Raw genomic sequence first — 17,579 nt, forward strand, 5'->3', positions numbered from 1 at the left:
CCTCGTATTAACGGAATTGCTGCAGGAAACGTAAGTCGTTTTCAAAAAACAGACGCAAATCATTAACGCCATAGCGCAACATCGCCATGCGCTCGACGCCCATACCAAAAGCAAAACCGCTGTATACATCGGGATCGATGCCAACGTGTTTAAACACATTTGGATGCACCATGCCGCAACCGCCAATTTCGAGCCAACCGTGTTTAGTGCCTTCCGGCGTTTCCACAATCCACTCGATATCAATTTCGGCGGATGGCTCAGTAAATGGGAAATACGATGGACGCAAACGCACTTTAACGTCACGTTCAAAAAAGGCGCTCATAAACTGCTCCAGCGTGCCTTTTAAATCGGCAAAGCTGATGTCTTTATCGACCAGCAAACCTTCCACCTGATGGAACATGGGCGAATGGGTTTGGTCGTAATCGCAGCGGTAAACACGCCCAGGGCAAATAATGCGAATCGGCGGCTGTTGTACCTCCATGGTGCGAATTTGTACCGGCGAGGTGTGCGTGCGCAGCAGACTGCCTGCATCAAAATAAAAGGTATCGTGCATCGCACGAGCAGGATGGTGCGATGGAATATTCAGCGCCTCAAAATTGTGGAAGTCGTCTTCCACTTCAGGGCCTTCGGCAACCTGATAACCAGCGCCAGCAAAAAAGCTTTCAATACGCTCAAGTGTGCGCGTGACCGGGTGCAAACCGCCTTCTTGCATAGCACGACCAGGCAGGGTCACGTCGATTGTTTCAGCAGCCAGCCTGGCATTCATGGCAGCACTTTCCAGCGCTTCACGACGTGCGTTAATCGCGTCCTGCACTTGGGTCTTGGCGGCATTAATCACAGCCCCGACCTTAGGACGATCTTCGGGCGCGACCGAGCCGAGATTTTTCATCAGACCGGTAATTTCGCCTTTTTTGCCAAGAAACTGGACCCGAACCTGATCCAGTGCGGCGACGTCGCCTGACTGCTCAACCGCAGCGAGGGCTTGTTGTGTCAGGGCCTCAAGGTTTTCCATCGTTGTGTTCCATCGTTAACTTCGATTTCGACAAAAAAATAGGGGAATGCCTCAGGTTGTTCACCTTCGCCACTCCCCTATTCCGTCAGCAACCACCTGAATGGCTGCTGTTTCGGGACCGGATTAACCGGTTAACCGCTTACAGGCTGGACTTGGCTTTTTCAACCAAAGCCGCAAACGCTGCTTTTTCGTTCACTGCCAGATCAGCCAGAACTTTACGGTCAATTTCAACAGCGGCTTTTTTCAGGCCGTTGATAAACTTGCTGTAAGACAGGCCATTCTGACGGGCACCCGCATTGATACGAGCGATCCACAGCTGACGGAACTGACGCTTACGCTGACGACGGTCACGGTAGGCGTATTGACCAGCTTTAATAACCGCTTGCTTAGCTACACGGAATACACGGCTACGAGCGCCATAGTAACCTTTAGCTTGCTTCAGAATTTTTTTGTGACGACGACGAGCGATCACACCACGTTTTACACGAGCCATTAGTTATCTCCTGAACAATAAATTAAAGGTTAGGCAGCATGCGTGCTACCAGTGCCTTATCAGAGCCATGAACCTGCAACATAGGACGCAGGTGACGCTTACGCTTAGTGCTCTTTTTGGTCAGGATGTGGCTACGGTGAGCCTGACGGTGCTTGAAACCGTTCGCAGTCTTTTTGAAGCGCTTAGCTGCGCCACTCTTAGTTTTGATCTTAGGCATTGTATGAACTCCACAGTTGTGACGCGTACAGAAACTAAGACCTGTACAACGTCTGCCATAACAGAGAAGGCGTTGCCTTCCCAGCAACCGGTAGAAAGCACAAACCCCGGGGCTAACCGGGGCTTGGGCATTCATTTGAAGACCGGATTACTTCTTCTTGCTTGGAGCAATGACCATCACCATTTGACGGCCTTCCATCTTCGGGCGCTGCTCCACCGTGCCAAGCTCTTCTAAATCAGCCTCAACACGTTTCATCAATTCCATACCAATGTTCTGGTGCGCCATTTCGCGGCCGCGAAAACGCAGAGATACCTTGGCTTTGTTACCTTCTTCCAAGAAGCGAGTCAGGTTACGCAGTTTGATCTGGTAGTCACCTTCTTCTGTTCCTGGACGGAACTTGATCTCTTTGATCTGAACCTGGTGCTGGCGCTTTTTGGCTTCGGCTTTCTGCTTCTTCTCTTCGTAGAGCTTCTTGCCGTAGTCCATCACCTTACAAACGATGGGATCACCGTCTGAAATTTGTACCAGATCCAGCTCTGCCTCAGCTGCCGCCTCAAGAGCCTCATCGATGCTGACGACACCTACTTGGTTACCGTCTGCGCCGATCAAACGTACTTCTGTTGCACGAATATTGTCATTGATGGCGGCGCGGGGCTCGCGCGCACCTTTTTTGTTGTCGCGTCTGATGATCAGTTCTCCATTCCAAACCGTCCGCGCTGCGCGATGGCATGTTCTAGCTTCGCCATGAAGTCATCGACGCCCATGACGCCAAGATCTTCTCCGCTACGGGTACGCACGGCTACGGTGTTTGCTTCGACTTCTTTATCCCCGACCACTAGAAGGAAGGGAACCTTGTGTAAAGTGTGCTCGCGGATTTTAAAGCCGATCTTCTCGTTTCTCAAGTCCGCATCGGCACGAAAACCAAGAGAATTGAGTCGATCCGCCAAATCGGCGCAATATTGTGCCTGATTATCTGTGATATTCAGGACGGACACTTGCTTCGGTGCCAACCATGGCGGCATCGCACCCGCATAGTGCTCAATCAATATACCAACAAAGCGCTCGAACGACCCCAAAATAGCACGATGCAACATGACAGGATGCTTGCGCTCGCCATCTTCCGCCACGTACTGGGCACCGAGGCGCTCAGGCAGCATGAAATCCAGCTGCAAGGTGCCGCACTGCCAAACGCGATTCAAACAATCACGCAGCGAGAATTCGATTTTGGGGCCATAGAAGGCGCCTTCACCCGGCTGCAGCTCCCAGTTCAGGCCAGCATCATTAAGCGCATCTTCCAAGGCGGCTTCGGCTTTGTCCCACAGATGCTCTTCGCCAATACGACCTTCTGGGCGCGTCGACAGCTTCATTTCAACATCGTCAAAGCCAAAGTCTTTGTAGACGTCCAGCGTCAGCTTAATAAAGTCGGATGCTTCTTTGCGCATCTGATCTTCGGTCACGAAGATATGCGCGTCATCCTGGGTAAAGCCACGCACACGCATGATGCCATGCAAAGCACCCGATGGCTCGTTACGGTGACAGCAACCAAACTCGGCTAAGCGCAAAGGCAGATCACGATAGCTCTTAAGACCCTGGTTAAATACCTGAATGTGCGCCGGGCAGTTCATCGGCTTTACCGCGTAGGTGCGCTTCTCTGACTCGGTCACAAACATGTGATCGGCATAGTGTTCCCAGTGACCGGACTTCTCCCACAGGGTGCGATCCACCACCTGAGGTGTTTTGATTTCTTTATAGCCAGCGCCGTTTTGGACTTTACGCATGTACTGCTCAAGCACTTGGTAAATGGTCCAACCATTCGGGTGCCAGAACACCATGCCGGGTGCTTCTTCTTGCAAGTGGAACAAGTCCAGCTGCTTGGCCAGCTTACGGTGATCGCGCTTTTCTGCCTCTTCCAGACGAGTCAGGTAGGCTTTCTGGTCTTTCTTGTCATTCCAAGCCGTGCCGTAAATACGCTGCAGCTGTTGGTTATTGGCATCACCACGCCAGTAAGCACCCGAAACGCGCATCAATTTAAACACGCGCATAACGCGAGTGTTCGGCACGTGCGGCCCGCGACACATATCGACGTATTCTTCGTGATGATACAGACCGACTTCGGTTTCACCCTGGCTAATCAGGTTGTCGATCAATTCGACTTTGTAGCCTTCGTCGCGATCAACAAAAATACGGCGCGCTTCTTTAATCGGCGTCATTTTCTTGATGACGTCGTAATCTTTTTTGATCAGCTCTTTAACACGCTTCTCAATCACCGCCACATCTTCTGGGGTAAAAGGACGCTCAAAATCAATGTCGTAATAAAAGCCGTCGTCGATCACTGGGCCAATGGCCATTTTAGCGGACGGGAATAATTGCTTAACAGCATGGCCGACCAAGTGCGCAAAGGAGTGGCGAATCACTTCCAGACCTTCCTGGTCGCGGCCGGTAATCAATGTGACGTCAGCGTCGTGACTAATCAGCTCACATGCATCCACTAATTGACCATTAATACGACCGCACACCGTTGCTTTAGCCAAACCAGGGCCAATGTCTTCTGCTACTTGCAGCAAGGTAACGGGTTGGTCGAATTCGCGTTTGGAACCGTCGGGAAGAGTAATAACAGGCATAATCATGTCCTTGTCAGTGGTGGCCCCTACGACAGGCCACGTGAGTGTAAAAGCCGCTCACTCTACCGACAGAGCTCAAGCGTGTAAACCAGAGCTATTGCCACAAAGGAATACCGTGCCTGTCTTTACACAGCGCTTATAAGTGACTCATACATATGATTGTGGGCGGCAGATGGCAGCGGCGATGTCTTGCAGTGGCAACTGATGCATAACCGCCCCCATGCGCATCGCTTCTTTGGGCATGCCATACACCACGCAACTGGCTTCGTCTTGCCCCAGTGTCAAAGCGCCAGCTTGATACATCTCCAGCAAGCCGCGAGCGCCGTCATCGCCCATGCCGGTCATGATTACTCCCAGCGCGTTTTTACCCGCCGCGTGGGCCACCGAGCGAAATAACACATCCACCGAGGGACGATGACGCGAGACCAGAGGCCCGTCTTTCACCTCAACCCGGTACTGTGCGCCGCTGCGCACTAAGGTCATGTGTAAACCACCTGGGGCAATTAATACCTGACCAGGAACCACTCGATCGCCGGCTTCAGCTTCTTTCACCCTCACCTTACACAAACCGTCGAGACGTTCAGCGAATGCGCGCGTGAACTGCGCTGGCATATGTTGCACCACGACGATGCCTGGGCAGCCCATCGGCAAGGCGGTTAATACATGCTCTAGCGCTTGCGTCCCGCCTGTCGATGTGCCGAGTGCAATCACTCGGTCGGTAGTTTCGTGCAGCGGTGCAGGTACTGGGGTATGCGGCGTATGCTGAGCAGGCGCAGTTGCTTTAACCGCAACCCTAGGTCTGGCTGCGGCAGCGCCTTTTATGGCGTCCATCAATTGCGTTCGGGATTCTTGCAAAAAGCCTTTCAGCCCAGTTTTGGGCTTGGTAATAATATCTACCGCACCGGCTGACATGGCTTGCATGGTGGTGGTGGCACCACGTTCGGTTAAGGTTGAACAAATCACCACTGGCGTCGGATGTTCTGCCATCAGTTTGCGCATAAAAGTAATGCCATCCATACGTGGCATTTCGATATCCAACACAATCACATCTGGCCATTGGCTCGCCATTTTTTTCTGCGCAAAAATCGGATCGGCAGCGCTGCCGATCACACGGATACCGGCGCAACTGTTCAGAACTTCCGTCAACACCTGACGCACCACCGCCGAATCATCAACAATAAAAACATCAATATTGTTCACATCAATCATCCCAGAATACAACGGCACCGGCGGGCTCTTGCTCTTGCTGCTGTTGCTGTTGTTTGAGCCAATGGCTTTCTACCTCTGCCAAAGAGCGGGTTTGCTGGCGACCATCAATGAGTTGAACGTAGACCCCCATATCCTGACCATCAAACAGCACATTGCGGCCGTACTCGCCACCCACATCACGAGCAACAATGGGAATGCTCTCCTGCTGTAAAAAATGCAGGGCAAATTCTGAGTTCGCCTGACCGATATTAAAATGACCAGAGCCAATTTTCCCTAGCACATTGGCCCCTCCAAATACTTTGGCTTTTAGCCTGCGACGCTCAGCGCCGCGCTTTAACATAGCGTTGATTAATAACTCCATCGCATGAATGCCGTAACGCCCACTGATAGGAGAATTTTGCCGATACTTATCACTGGCGAGTAAAAAGTGATTCATGCCAAACACATGAGAGGTATCGTCATACAAACAGACAGCCACGCAAGAGCCCAACAAGGTTTTCAATACAACCGAGTGCTGGTCACTGACCCGATATTCACCAGGGCTCACCTGTAGCGTGGTCATACACTCGCCATTTGTTCATTAGGCAAATACCGATAAACCGAGGGCTGCACAGTATGCAAATGCTCACTGACACCGAACAAGGATTCAGAATGACCCGTAACAATTAGCCCGCCTTTGCTGATTAAGGGCAACATCCGTGTAATCACTTGCGCTTTGGTATCCGCATCGAAATAAATCAACACATTACGGATAAACACAATATCGAACGGCCCGATACCAGCCAGCGGCTTGGTTAGATTCATCAAGCGGCAATCGATGGCGCTGCGAATGGCAGGGATAAACGTAAAAAACCCGCTGTACTCACCACTGCCGCGCAGACAAAAGTGTTTACGATAATACTCAGGTATTTTCTCCAGCATGGACTCAGGGTATATAGCGCGCCGAGCTTTTTCCACCATACGCGAACTGATGTCTGTTCCTACCAAAGACCAGTTATCACTGCCTAAAATATCTTGGGCTAGCATACCAATCGTAAAGGCTTCTTCACCGGACGACAGCGCCGCACACCAGATGCGCCAATGCTTGCGCGGCTGACTTCTAAGTTCCTGCGCCAATACTTTAAAATGCTCAGCCTCGCGAAAAAAGTAGGTTTCATTGGTAGACATCAAATCAAGCATGTATTGCAGTTCTTGCTTGTCCCCCTGCTTTAGGTAGCGTAAATATGCATCAAAAGAGTCCAGCTCTAGATGCAACAAGCGCTTACGTAGGCGTGTCACCATCATGGTTTTTTTATGTTCGCTCAGCTGAATACCCGCCGTTTGATACAGTAAGCGTGCGATACCGGCAAATGCAGCATCAGAAATCTGATCCAGCGCAGGCGGTGTCACGAGGCCTCCCGCTGCGCTAGCTCTTCTGCATCCAATAAGCGCCCTAGACTCAGCAAAACAATAAAGTCATCACCGATGCGAGCCATACGCTCAATAAACTCTTGCCGAATACCAACACCGAAGTCTGGGGCCTCTTGAATTTCATTGTCATTAATCTCAACAATTTCACTAACGCCGTCCGCCAACATACCAAACAGCTCTCTTTCTTGTTGGTCATACTGCTCTACCACTAAAATGACGCTACGCCGTCCGACCATCGTTGGTGTATTTTTCAACCTCTGATTCAAATCAATTACCGGAGCCACATTACCCCGCAAATTGATAACACCACGTACAGCATTGGCCGCCATCGGCACCCGGGTCATACTACTGACCTCTATAATCTCTTTCACCTCAAGAATACTAATGGCATAGCGCTTACCGTGAACTATAAACGTCAGGTACTGGTTATTCAGCGCCTGAGGTACCTGTTCTGGCAGTTCATCATTAATAACGTTTGAATTCGCCATAATCTGGTTGCTCGTTTTTGCTTGGCTGGCTTCCGTTGACGACTGACTTGCTTTTTTCTAACTGGGCGGGGCCTGAACCACTTCCCGAGAGCGAGAAGAAGGCAACGGCTTGTTGCAATGCCTCAGCTTGGCCTGACAACTCTTCTGCAGTTGCTGCTAATTCTTCAGAGGACGAGGCATTTTGTTGGGTCGCCTTATCCAACTGCGACATAGCACTATTGATCTGGTCTATGCCAGAGGCTTGCTCTTCTGAGGAAGCAGTAATTTCTTGTACTAAGTCGGCCGTTTTCTGAATACTTGGTACTATGGCCTCTAGCAACTGTCCTGCTTCTTCCGCAATAGATACGCTGCTGGTAGCCAGCTCATTGATTTCCTGCGCCGTAATTCGACTGTTTTCTGCCAGCTTACGCACTTCAGCCGCTACTACAGTAAAGCCTTTGCCATGCTCACCGGCACGGGCAGCCTCAATCGCTGCATTCAGTGATAACAAATTGGTTTTGTAGGCTATGTCCTCGATCAAGCCGATTTTATCGGCGATGTCTTTCATTGCTGCAACGGTTCTGGTGACAGCCTGCCCACCTTTTTCCGCTTCAGCTGCGGCTTTAGTTGCCATCTGATCAGTCACACGAGCATTTTCTGCATTTTGGCGCACAGATGCATGCAGCTGCTCGACCGAGGCACTGGTCTCCTCGACGCTGGACGCTTGCTCCGTTGCCCCTTGTGAAATCGTCTGCGCTGAAGCATTCAGTTCATTGGCGGCACTGGCCAAACCGTCGGCACCACTACGCACCTGTTGGATGACGCCAGTTAGACGCTCAACCATATTAATCATATGGCTATACACACCCGTTGCATTATCTCGATTATTAAACTCGACTTGTAAATTACCATCCGCTACTTGCGAAGTAATATGCGCCATTTCGGATGGCTCGCCGCCCAATGGCTTTTTGATAATTCGGATCAGCACCCAAGATAAGAAAACAGCCAGCAACACTGAAGCAACCGAGACCCAAACCACCATATTAATAGTGCCAGCATTGCCCGACTCAACCTTGGCACCGAGAGTCTTTTGATCTTCTATCACTGACAGTTTCACATCTTCGGTTGCCTGGGCCACAATAGGCCCGATGCGGTTCATTTCTTTGACCATCTCCGCTTTATCAATAGTTATTTGGCGTAACTGCTTCATTCCAGCCGTATAGCTCTGTAAAGACCGAGAAAAGTTATTGAGCTCGGCTTTGATGACGCTTGTAGTTGGCGAGCTTTGATAGTTCGTCAGGGCCTGTGTCAACTCGCCATCAAGGACGCCTATGGCCTGGTCCATTTGGCTGATGTTTTCACTGGCCAAAAACATATTCCCATACAGCCTGGCATCATAAAGAGATGAGCGAACCTGGCTGGCGAGATTGATTTCCTGATAGTTTTGGGTCTGATAAGCAAGGTCATAGATATTATCGGCAATTTCAACCAGCTGCCCACCCAAAGGTCGCAAGGTCGATTGCAACAGAGCGCTCTCTGCAAGCTCCTGACTGACAACCCCTTCAAAAGACTTCTGATAATTACCAACCTCACTGTGTACCAGTTTTATATTTTCTACGCGGCTTGGATGCTTGATTTCCGCGACGGCAACGTCCAGCACCTCATTCATTATGGCAAAGCGCTCTTCAAAGCCGTTCTTTGCTTCTTGCGTTGGGTTCATCAAGTATTGCATAGCATGGATACGTGCTAGCACCATATTGGCCTGCACTCGCCCAGCTGTATTGGAATCGATAGCAAGATTGCGATAATCACGAAACCCTGAAACTGCCGCACTCAGCCCTAAATAGGCCACAATAGAAACGACCAATAGCAATGCCACCACCACTGAGTAGCTAAGGCTAATCTGCATCGTCAGGTTTAACTTCTTGAACATCTTTGTTTCTCCCTGTATGAACCGACTACTCAACGGCGCTCATGCTCTTAACCTTGACCTGCAAGAGCAGTGATTTATGTGTCAATTAAATACTGGCAGATGAACCAACATCTGCCACCGAACTCAGTTGCTGGCTACTCAGCACCTCATCCATTGTTAGAATTTCGCCGGCATCAATTAATACCAACAAGCCTTGGTCAGTATGAGCCAGTGCACTGACGCAATCGCGATCAGTATTGACATCATGCACATGAGGAGCGGTACGGATATCATCAACATCCACCTCAACGATTTCACGTACTTCGGTCACCCATAGACCGATCGTTGCTTCGGCGTCATCCAAAGCCACTTTAGCCAATACTACACAACTACGTCGCACCCCCTGCTCTTGCACTGGCGCACCTACTTTCATCGGCAAATCAACAATAGGTATGACATCATCATCCACTTCTATAACACCACGAATATAGGAAGCAGCCCCTGGGATTCGCGTCATTTCATCCGGCTCGATGATTTGTTTAACCGCGTCTACGGACAACCCAAACAATTCTCGGCCACAATAAAATGTGAGGTACTGAAAACGATGTGTTGCTACCATAGGAACTCCGCCGTTTCTGCCCAATATGATTAGTGCATGGTCATTTGTGCATGAGCAGAGTTAACTAACCCTTGCACGTCCAGTATTAGTGCGACTTCCCCGCTGCCCAAAACGGTTGAACCACTAATACCATTAAAATTACGGAATATTGTCCCCAAAGGCTTAATGACGGTTTGCAACTCACCATAGAGGGAATCCACAACAAAACCTGCTCGCTCATTACCTATTCGTACAACGACCAAGCTTTCACGATCATGGCGCGACTCACCTGGTACTCGAAGGAAGCTGGCCAGGCGAATATAGGGCAAGACCTCACCGCGTAGGTTAATATATTGACGGTCCTCTTCCACATGCCAGTCATCGCTCGACATTTCGACACACTCTTCCACCATAGCTAACGGAATAACGTAACGCTCGTTATTGGCTCCAACCATAAAGCCGTCAATAATGGCGAGAGTGAGTGGCAAACGAATGGTAATTTTAGTGCCACTACCGGACTCAGTTGCCAAGTCAATACTGCCACGCAGCTCCTCAATGTTACGCCGCACAACATCCATACCCACGCCGCGACCTGATAAATTACTGGCCTGATCTTTGGTTGATAAACCCGGAGCAAAAATCAATTGGCTCAGCTCTTTATGATTTAACTCTTGATCTTCGCGTACCAGACCATTTTGGATGGCTTTGGCATGCAGCTTATCGAGATCCAGACCCGCACCATCATCTTCGATCTCAATGACAACATGACCAGAATCATGATAGGCATTCAGTAGCAAAATACCCGTCTCAGGTTTGCCATTAGCCAAACGCTGCGATGGCACTTCAATACCATGATCTAGCGAGTTACGTACCAGATGAGTTAAAGGGTCTGTGATCTTTTCAACCACGGTTTTGTCTAACTCTGTATCACCACCACTGATTTGTAGCTCGATTTTTTTACCCAAATCTTTACTAACATCGCGCACCACTCGACGAAAACGAGAAAAGGTATCGCCGATTTGCACCATTCGTAGCTGCAGCGCCGTATCACGAATGTCTTCAACTAGCTGCTCGGCTGCAGTTACTGAGTCATTGAGTTGGGTTAATCCATCTTGCTCTACTCGCAATCGTATGGCAGCGTTGGAGATCACCATCTCGCCTACCAAATTGATTAAACGCCCAAGTTTTTCTGAGTCCACACGAATTAAACGACTCTCCGCTGACAGCTTGGCTTTATTTTCGGTTTGCTTATTCAACGCTGCTGATACTGTGGCAGGACTGGCGGCCTTTTCCTTGATCAGTATTTCACCCAGCTTTTCCTCGTTTTGCTGTTGTTTTCCCAGCGCACTTTCGACCTCATGCCGAGTTAAAGCCCCAACATTAACCAGCATTTCTCCTAGGCGATCGAGGTGATCTGAGTTCATCTGGGAAAGTTTTTCAATAAATTCACGCTCAACATTGGCAGGCGGCAGTATACAAATTTCACAATCGTCTTCAGCAAACTCAAATACGCTAAATAAGGACTGCTTACTCACATTGCCTTCAAAAAGGATATCAAAGCCCAAGAAGCAAGACTCAGGATCATAATCACTGCTGGCAGGTATCAGATGCTGCAAGGTTAGTACATCAACTATGCGGCCTTTTTCCTCTAGGTAACGAATAAACGACACGGCATCAATGCCATTGCGAAAAGCATCCTGGCGAAAGCGCAAGCTAATGAGCCATTGACGCTCCGCCTCGGGCAAAGGCGTTTCTTCTTCATTATCTGTGTGTGGCTGAGTCCAGCTTTCAACGGACGTCATCTGACCGAGGATTTCATCACCCTGGCGTATCAACTCCGTCGATGCCACCCCAGCAACCGTTGCCTGAGTTAGCTCTAGCAAATGGTCCTTACACTGCAGTAATAGGCTGCTCAAGTCTTCATCTAGCGCCCGCTGATGATGGCGGACAGCATCCAATACAGTTTCAACTGGGTGGGTGAAACCAACAATTTCGGCATAACCGAAAATACCTGCGGCACCTTTAATGGTGTGTATTGATCGAAAGATACTATTGATGAGCTCATCATCCTGACCCTGCTCCTCTATTGCTAGCAAGGCTTCTTCCATCTGCTCGAGTAACTCCAGCGACTCCTGCAGAAAGGTATCCGTTAACTCTGTCATGCTGCTTCTCCCACCTGTGTTTCGAACCAGCAGATATCGTCTAAGCGAAGTAACGCAACAATGTTCTTTAATACTTCAGGTGGCTGTACTAGGGCGCAACGAATGTCTTGCTCGTGACACTCTCTAGCGATCAGTAACAGTAGCTGTACACCGGCACCGTCGACTTCCTGTAAAGCGCTGGCATCCAGTATTAGCTCGCGACACCCAGAAGACAGGGGCAAACACTGATCTCGCTGTTCTGCAGCCGTGTAGATAGTTAGCTCACTGTCTAGCTTAATGTACTTTTTACCATCCTCTTCCATGGGCACCTCACGGCAAGATCAGTTTGGATACAGCATCCAGCATTTGCGGGGGCTGGAACGGCTTTACTACCCACGCTTTAGCTCCAGCAGCCTTGCCTTCTGCCATCTTATCTTTACCCGCCTCTGTCGTGAGCATGATCACGGGGGTGAACTTATATCTAGGATGCTTTTTAAGCTCTTTAACAAACGAAATACCATCCATATTGGGCATGTTGACATCACTAATCACCAAGTGGATTTTATCGCCGGTCAACTTACCCAGTGCGTCTTTACCATCAGATGCCTCGATCACGTTATAACCCGCACCATTGAGCGCGATGCGCACAACTTGTCGGATTGAAGCAGAGTCATCCACAACCATAATGGTTTTTGACATATCGCCCTTCCAAGATCAGAAAAAATTAACAGAGCCACCGGCAGCGGTTTCTTCCAACTGCTGATCGCTATGGTGATGATGCTGCTCAACTGTGGTGTACTGAGTTTTCATGCGTTCCAGAATCGCCGCACTGTGAATGGCACGGACTTCGCCTTGCTGCCGATATTGGGTCAAAACGCCCGCAACCTCCTGCTCCAGCTCTGTCATACTCAAAGTGACCTGATCCAGTATTTGGCTAACACGATCCTGAAACTGCAGCTCTACAATGACCTGCTCGATTTCTTCACGTACCTGCTCATTCAATGTCATTAGCGCCTGGCCTTGGTTCATTAGCTGCTGCGCTCGCGCTTCAAGACTGGCCACCAGATCATTGATGAAGGTTTCGCTTTCGCGCAGAGTTTCATCTTCTCGCTCTTGGGTTTCTCGGGCACTTTCAGTGATTTCCGACATGCTTTTTTTCAAAATGGAAATTTTTCCAGCTATCTGATCACCTGCCTCGCCAGACTGCTGCGACAAACTCCGCACCTCAGTCGCCACCACTGCAAAACCACGTCCGTTGTCGCCAGCACGAGCCGCCTCGATAGCAGCATTCAATGCCAACATATTGGTTTGATCAGCGATGCTGGCCACCGAGGCCGCCATTTGATCCAAGTCGTTGGCAAACCCCTCTAACAAAGAGATTTTTTCGAACAAGTCATCCGAGGTATCTTCGTAGCTGCGCAAGCGATCGAATAATTGCTTGAGTTGTTGTTTATCACGCTCTAGCGACGCCGAGCTGTGGCCTTGCTCAGCGTAATTGTTCTGCGACTCATGAATTAGGTTGACGAGTTGGCTAAAGCGAGCTGATAGCGCCTCGACTGATTCATTGCCCAGATCACGACATCCATCTATGTGCCGACGCCACACAGGCGTCACATCCACCCATAAATCACCGAGTTGATGGGCCAGCTCAGCACCCGCCTGCTGTTGCTGCTGTTGTTGCTGCTCCTCTTGCTGATGCAGCTGTTGCTGCACTTGCTGCTGGCGCTGCTGGGACCAGCTCCACAGTGCTGCAGAGACGGCAACAGCAAAGACTAGGGACCAAGCCAACGAAGTGGAGAGGAGACTGGTCGCCACAAATGCCAAGACAAGGATAGCGAGCGGGAACAGCCACATGTAACGGTATAACTGCGACATGACATCAATGTCTCTTAGGAAGTCGATACAGCCAGAAGAACACCATCAATCCGGCTCCTTTTTCTCCTGTGAGACTAGACAGCCGATGGAAAAGTCGACTAAATCCGCCAACCACAAATCAGAAGAAAGTATCAGTGCTTTACCGTGCTGACATACTTCTGTGTTACTGATGTTACGAGTACCTTATTGATCGTATCCATCCTAGTATCGAACCGCCCCATCCAGTGCATCTAAGCTGATGATGCTATCAGCGTTTAACGCGCGCCGGTTAAATCATCCATCCGTGAGTGAATCGGAAGTTTGCATGCTTTGGGATCGAAGCACGCTGTACATAAAGAAGCTCACTGCGAATAAAATAGACCCCCGTGACATAAATGCAGCCAAACACGCCAAACTTAATGGTCCCACCTTGTCAAATCGACTGGCTGTGATGTCGCCAACGCCAGTGAAATCGGCACCTATGTTCATAACACTGCTTTTTTAGTGGCCTGACCAGCGGTTGCACCTACGTCAGGCTTTTGTCATGCTGATACAGCTCATACTACGTCCTGATTTATTGGGATGCTTTTTTTCGGGGGAAAAATCAAGCCATCGGCTTGATGGTTTCCACAAAGCTAGGCACTGCCAACCTTGGCAGTAGCGTCAATGATTACGGAGGACACGATGTCCATTTCTGCACGACTGAAACAGCTGGCGGTGGTTGCCAGCCTAACCACTGCACTCGGCCTGACTTCCACTGCATTTGCCGACACTTGGCGTTACGCCCACGAAGAGTATGAAGGCGATGTACAGGATGTTTACGCGCACAAGTTCAAGGAATATATAGAAGAAAACTCCGACCATACGCTAAAAATCTACCGCTTTGGCGAGCTAGGTGAATCAGACGACATCATGGAGCAAACTCAAGCCGGTATCTTACAGTTTGTTAACCAGTCACCCGGTTTCACTGGGTCATTAATCCCCGAAGCTCAAATCTTTTTTATTCCCTACCTGATGCCGACCGAAATGAAGCCGGTGGTTGAGTTTTTCCGCACCAGCAAGGCTATAAATGAAGACTTCCCTAAGCTGTATGCTGAAAAAGGGCTAGAGCTGCTAAAAATGTACCCAGAGGGTGAAATGGTGGTCACTGCCGATGAGCCCGTTACCACACCGGCTGGCTTTAATGGCAAAAAAATTCGCGTCATGACCAACCCATTACTGTCGTCAACCTATGAGGCCTTTGGTGCGACGCCCGTACCACTGCCTTGGGGTGAAGTGTACGGCGCGCTGCAAACCAACATGATTCAAGGCCAAGAAAACCCGATTTTCTGGATCGAGTCAGGCGGCTTGTATGAAGTATCCCCCAACCTGATTTTCACGGGTCACGGCTGGTTCACAACGGCATCCATGGCCAACAAAGAGTTTTTTGATGGCCTCTCTGCTGACGAGCAACAAATGATTCGTGATGCCGCAGAGTATGCCTTTAACGAGACCATTGAGCACATCGATGGTTTGGCCGAGGCATCGCTAGAAAAGATTAAAGCGGCCAGTGATGACGTTACCGTCACCCGCCTGAGCGACAAGCAAATTCAAGCATTCCGCGATCGCGCTCCTCAGGTTGAGAAGACCTTTTATGAAATGACTGGCGAGAGCGGCAAGCAGCTGCTGCAACAGTTTAAAGCGGACTTAAAGGCCTCTCAGTAATGTGAGCAGGGTGGGCTCTGATGCCCACCTAGCCCTTGCTATTATGAACGATCAGTCTCACTATCAATCCGATCTGCCGGGGCCACTCGGTTGGATCGATACTCTGATCAGCAAGTTCGAAGCCTTTGCCTTGGCAGCAGGCGTCTTGCTGATGGCCCTGAATACATGCGTTAACGTTGTGGCACGCTTTGTATTCGGTGAGGGCCTGTTTTTTTCCGGTGAAATCAATCGCATCCTGATCATCTTGATCACGTTTGCAGGCATGGGCTATGCCGCTCGCCATGGCCGTCATATTCGCATGTCAGCACTGTACGATTTATTACCCAAGCTTGGCCGCAAAATTGTAATGACCGCCATCGTGATTTTGACCGCTGGTGTTATGTATTTTCTCGCGTATTTATCGTTTGAATATGTGATGAGCACTTATGAACGCGGTCGAATTTTACCGGCACTGGGCTTTCCCATTTGGTGGATCTATATTTGGGTGCCCATGGGGTTTGCCGTGACCGGCGTGCAATACACCATGACGGCGATTAAAAACCTCACCGCCGATGATGTTTACCTTTCCACCGGAGTCACCGATGGCTACAGCAACGACTCCTGATCTTTTGCCTACCTTACTTAGCTGGACCTGAATTTTATGGCCACTATTTTAATGCTTATCATGATTGTGTTGCTGCTGGTCGGCTTCCCAATGATGATTCCGCTGATTGCCGCATCTTTAACCGGCTTTTATTTGATGTTCGACGGCATTGGCCAAATGGATACTTTTATCCAGCAGGTGTTGGGCGGTATTCGTCCAGCATCACTCATTGCCGTTCCCATGTTTATTTTGGCCGCCGATATCATGACTCGCGGTCAATCTGCCAACCGTTTGATCCATATGGTGATGACCTACATAGGCCACATTCGCGGCGGCTTAGCCATCAGCACGGCCACCTCCTGCACATTGTTTGGTGCGGTTTCTGGCTCAACTCAGGCCACCGTCGTTGCCGTTGGCTCCGCCCTGCGCCCCAAGTTGCTGCGCGCTGGCTATTCTGATCCGTTTTCATTGGCCTTGATTATTAACGCCAGCGACATTGCCTTTTTGATCCCCCCCAGCATTGGCATGATTATTTATGGCGTCATCTCTGAGACCTCCATTGCCGAGCTGTTTATCGCAGGCATAGGTCCTGGCCTGATGATTTTGTTGATGTTTTCGATTTATTGCTTGATCTACGCCACGGTCAACAATGTTCCCACCGAAGAAAAAGCCAGCTGGAAGGAACGCTTACAAGCGACCCAAGAAGCGCTGTGGCCGTTAATGTTCCCGGTGATTATTGTCGGTGGTATTTATGGCGGTGTGTTCAGCCCCACCGAAGCCGCTGCCGTGTGCGTGCTTTATGCGGCCATTTTAGAGTTTGTGGTCTTCCGCTCCCTGAAGTTAAAAGACTTCAGTGCCATCGCTAAATCCACCGGTTTAATCACCGCCGTGGTGTTTATTCTGGTCGGTGTGGGCAATGGGTTCTCCTGGATTATTTCGTTTGCGCAGGTACCGCAAACCATCTTAGATGCCGTCGGCATAGATCAAATGGGCCCCATGGGCGTGTTGGCAGCGATTTCGATTTCTTTCTTTATCGCCTGCATGTTTGTCGACCCGATTGTGGTGATCTTGGTATTGACGCCGATTTTTGCGCCCGCCATTGCTGCTACCAACCTAGATCCGGTACACGTTGGCATTATCATTACCCTGCAGGTCGCCATTGGCTCTGCCACCCCGCCGTTTGGCTGCGATATCTTTACCGCCATCGCCATTTTCAAACGCCCTTATTGGGAAGTCATTCGCGGTACATTGCCGTTTATTTTAATGCTGCTAACGGCCGCCACCTTGCTGATTATCTTCCCTGACATTGCCTTATTCTTACGCGACCTTGCGTTCGCGGAATAATCCCCACTGACGCT

18 protein-coding genes are annotated in these 17,579 nt (G+C 49.9%); 3 read left to right on the forward strand and 15 right to left on the reverse strand.

Annotation, left to right across the window (positions count from 1 at the left end; all coding sequences use genetic code 11):
- Nucleotides 1-7 precede the first annotated feature (7 nt).
- The 15 genes from pheS to IE090_RS08230 all read right to left on the reverse strand — a co-directional run bounded on the left by pheS (nt 8) and on the right by IE090_RS08230 (nt 13,955).
- Entirely contained in the window at nt 8-1,012 is a 1,005-nt protein-coding gene (gene pheS, locus IE090_RS08160; protein WP_189387875.1) for a phenylalanine--tRNA ligase subunit alpha, read from the reverse strand.
- Between the two features lie 139 nt (nt 1,013-1,151).
- Entirely contained in the window at nt 1,152-1,505 is a 354-nt protein-coding gene (rplT, locus tag IE090_RS08165; protein WP_094060517.1) for a 50S ribosomal protein L20, read from the reverse strand.
- A 22-nt stretch (nt 1,506-1,527) separates the two neighbouring features.
- A complete protein-coding gene (gene rpmI / locus IE090_RS08170; RefSeq protein ID WP_189387876.1) occupies nt 1,528-1,722 on the reverse strand; it encodes a 50S ribosomal protein L35 in 195 nt (64 codons plus the stop codon).
- A gap of 147 nt (nt 1,723-1,869) precedes the next feature.
- Nucleotides 1,870-2,415: a translation initiation factor IF-3 gene (infC, locus tag IE090_RS08175; RefSeq protein WP_189388046.1), complete on the reverse strand. Its 546-nt coding sequence runs from the start codon at nt 2,413-2,415 to the stop codon at nt 1,870-1,872.
- A complete protein-coding gene (gene thrS, locus IE090_RS08180) occupies nt 2,412-4,343 on the reverse strand; it encodes a threonine--tRNA ligase (RefSeq protein WP_189387877.1) in 1,932 nt (643 codons plus the stop codon). Before thrS ends, infC begins: the two co-directional genes overlap by 4 nt.
- A gap of 147 nt (nt 4,344-4,490) precedes the next feature.
- Complete coding sequence (locus IE090_RS08185; protein ID WP_189387878.1) at nt 4,491-5,543, reverse strand: protein-glutamate methylesterase/protein-glutamine glutaminase; 1,053 nt, start codon at nt 5,541-5,543, stop codon at nt 4,491-4,493.
- Nucleotide 5,544: 1 nt separating this feature from the next.
- On the reverse strand, nt 5,545-6,114 hold the full coding sequence (locus IE090_RS08190; protein ID WP_189387879.1) for a chemotaxis protein CheD: 570 nt from the start codon (nt 6,112-6,114) through the stop codon (nt 5,545-5,547).
- A complete protein-coding gene (locus IE090_RS08195) occupies nt 6,111-6,941 on the reverse strand; it encodes a CheR family methyltransferase (RefSeq protein ID WP_189387880.1) in 831 nt (276 codons plus the stop codon). Before IE090_RS08195 ends, IE090_RS08190 begins: the two co-directional genes overlap by 4 nt.
- On the reverse strand, nt 6,938-7,450 hold the full coding sequence (locus tag IE090_RS08200; RefSeq protein WP_189387881.1) for a chemotaxis protein CheW: 513 nt from the start codon (nt 7,448-7,450) through the stop codon (nt 6,938-6,940). Before IE090_RS08200 ends, IE090_RS08195 begins: the two co-directional genes overlap by 4 nt.
- Nucleotides 7,428-9,362: a methyl-accepting chemotaxis protein gene (locus IE090_RS08205; protein ID WP_229815592.1), complete on the reverse strand. Its 1,935-nt coding sequence runs from the start codon at nt 9,360-9,362 to the stop codon at nt 7,428-7,430. Before IE090_RS08205 ends, IE090_RS08200 begins: the two co-directional genes overlap by 23 nt.
- A gap of 85 nt (nt 9,363-9,447) precedes the next feature.
- On the reverse strand, nt 9,448-9,960 hold the full coding sequence (locus IE090_RS08210) for a chemotaxis protein CheW (protein WP_189387882.1): 513 nt from the start codon (nt 9,958-9,960) through the stop codon (nt 9,448-9,450).
- Between the two features lie 29 nt (nt 9,961-9,989).
- Nucleotides 9,990-12,101, reverse strand: coding sequence for a chemotaxis protein CheA (locus IE090_RS08215; protein ID WP_189387883.1), 2,112 nt, complete (start codon nt 12,099-12,101; stop codon nt 9,990-9,992).
- On the reverse strand, nt 12,098-12,403 hold the full coding sequence (locus IE090_RS08220; RefSeq protein ID WP_189387884.1) for an STAS domain-containing protein: 306 nt from the start codon (nt 12,401-12,403) through the stop codon (nt 12,098-12,100). Before IE090_RS08220 ends, IE090_RS08215 begins: the two co-directional genes overlap by 4 nt.
- A 7-nt stretch (nt 12,404-12,410) precedes the next feature.
- Entirely contained in the window at nt 12,411-12,779 is a 369-nt protein-coding gene (locus IE090_RS08225) for a response regulator (RefSeq protein ID WP_189387885.1), read from the reverse strand.
- A gap of 15 nt (nt 12,780-12,794) precedes the next feature.
- Nucleotides 12,795-13,955 (reverse strand): methyl-accepting chemotaxis protein, encoded by a 1,161-nt coding sequence (locus IE090_RS08230; RefSeq protein ID WP_189387886.1) that lies wholly within the window; start codon nt 13,953-13,955, stop codon nt 12,795-12,797.
- 663 nt (nt 13,956-14,618) lie between these two features.
- On the opposite strand from IE090_RS08230, the gene IE090_RS08235 reads away from it, so the two are divergent.
- The 3 genes from IE090_RS08235 to IE090_RS08245 are packed head-to-tail and all read left to right on the forward strand — an operon-like array spanning nt 14,619 to nt 17,565.
- Nucleotides 14,619-15,638, forward strand: a complete 1,020-nt coding sequence (locus IE090_RS08235) for a TRAP transporter substrate-binding protein (RefSeq protein ID WP_189387887.1) — start codon at nt 14,619-14,621, stop codon at nt 15,636-15,638.
- Between the two features lie 43 nt (nt 15,639-15,681).
- Entirely contained in the window at nt 15,682-16,242 is a 561-nt protein-coding gene (locus IE090_RS08240) for a TRAP transporter small permease (protein ID WP_189387888.1), read from the forward strand.
- A 36-nt stretch (nt 16,243-16,278) separates the two neighbouring features.
- Nucleotides 16,279-17,565: a TRAP transporter large permease gene (locus IE090_RS08245; RefSeq protein ID WP_189387889.1), complete on the forward strand. Its 1,287-nt coding sequence runs from the start codon at nt 16,279-16,281 to the stop codon at nt 17,563-17,565.
- The last annotated feature ends 14 nt before the right edge of the window (nt 17,566-17,579 follow it).

This window comes from Bacterioplanes sanyensis (genome assembly GCF_014652515.1).
In the GTDB taxonomy this organism is placed as follows: Bacteria; Pseudomonadota; Gammaproteobacteria; order Pseudomonadales; family Oceanobacteraceae; genus Bacterioplanes; species Bacterioplanes sanyensis.

Coding starts and splice junctions, on each gene's coding strand:
- pheS (WP_189387875.1), bottom strand. CDS start 1,012: ATGGAAAACCTTGAGGCCCTGACACAACAAGCCCTCGCTGCGGTTGAG.
- rplT (WP_094060517.1), bottom strand. CDS start 1,505: ATGGCTCGTGTAAAACGTGGTGTGATCGCTCGTCGTCGTCACAAAAAA.
- rpmI (WP_189387876.1), bottom strand. CDS start 1,722: ATGCCTAAGATCAAAACTAAGAGTGGCGCAGCTAAGCGCTTCAAAAAG.
- thrS (WP_189387877.1), bottom strand. CDS start 4,343: ATGCCTGTTATTACTCTTCCCGACGGTTCCAAACGCGAATTCGACCAA.
- IE090_RS08190 (WP_189387879.1), bottom strand. CDS start 6,114: ATGACCACGCTACAGGTGAGCCCTGGTGAATATCGGGTCAGTGACCAG.
- IE090_RS08200 (WP_189387881.1), bottom strand. CDS start 7,450: ATGGCGAATTCAAACGTTATTAATGATGAACTGCCAGAACAGGTACCT.
- IE090_RS08205 (WP_229815592.1), bottom strand. CDS start 9,362: ATGTTCAAGAAGTTAAACCTGACGATGCAGATTAGCCTTAGCTACTCA.
- IE090_RS08210 (WP_189387882.1), bottom strand. CDS start 9,960: ATGGTAGCAACACATCGTTTTCAGTACCTCACATTTTATTGTGGCCGA.
- IE090_RS08215 (WP_189387883.1), bottom strand. CDS start 12,101: ATGACAGAGTTAACGGATACCTTTCTGCAGGAGTCGCTGGAGTTACTC.
- IE090_RS08220 (WP_189387884.1), bottom strand. CDS start 12,403: ATGGAAGAGGATGGTAAAAAGTACATTAAGCTAGACAGTGAGCTAACT.
- IE090_RS08225 (WP_189387885.1), bottom strand. CDS start 12,779: ATGTCAAAAACCATTATGGTTGTGGATGACTCTGCTTCAATCCGACAA.
- IE090_RS08230 (WP_189387886.1), bottom strand. CDS start 13,955: ATGTCGCAGTTATACCGTTACATGTGGCTGTTCCCGCTCGCTATCCTT.
- IE090_RS08235 (WP_189387887.1), top strand. CDS start 14,619: ATGTCCATTTCTGCACGACTGAAACAGCTGGCGGTGGTTGCCAGCCTA.
- IE090_RS08240 (WP_189387888.1), top strand. CDS start 15,682: ATGAACGATCAGTCTCACTATCAATCCGATCTGCCGGGGCCACTCGGT.
- IE090_RS08245 (WP_189387889.1), top strand. CDS start 16,279: ATGGCCACTATTTTAATGCTTATCATGATTGTGTTGCTGCTGGTCGGC.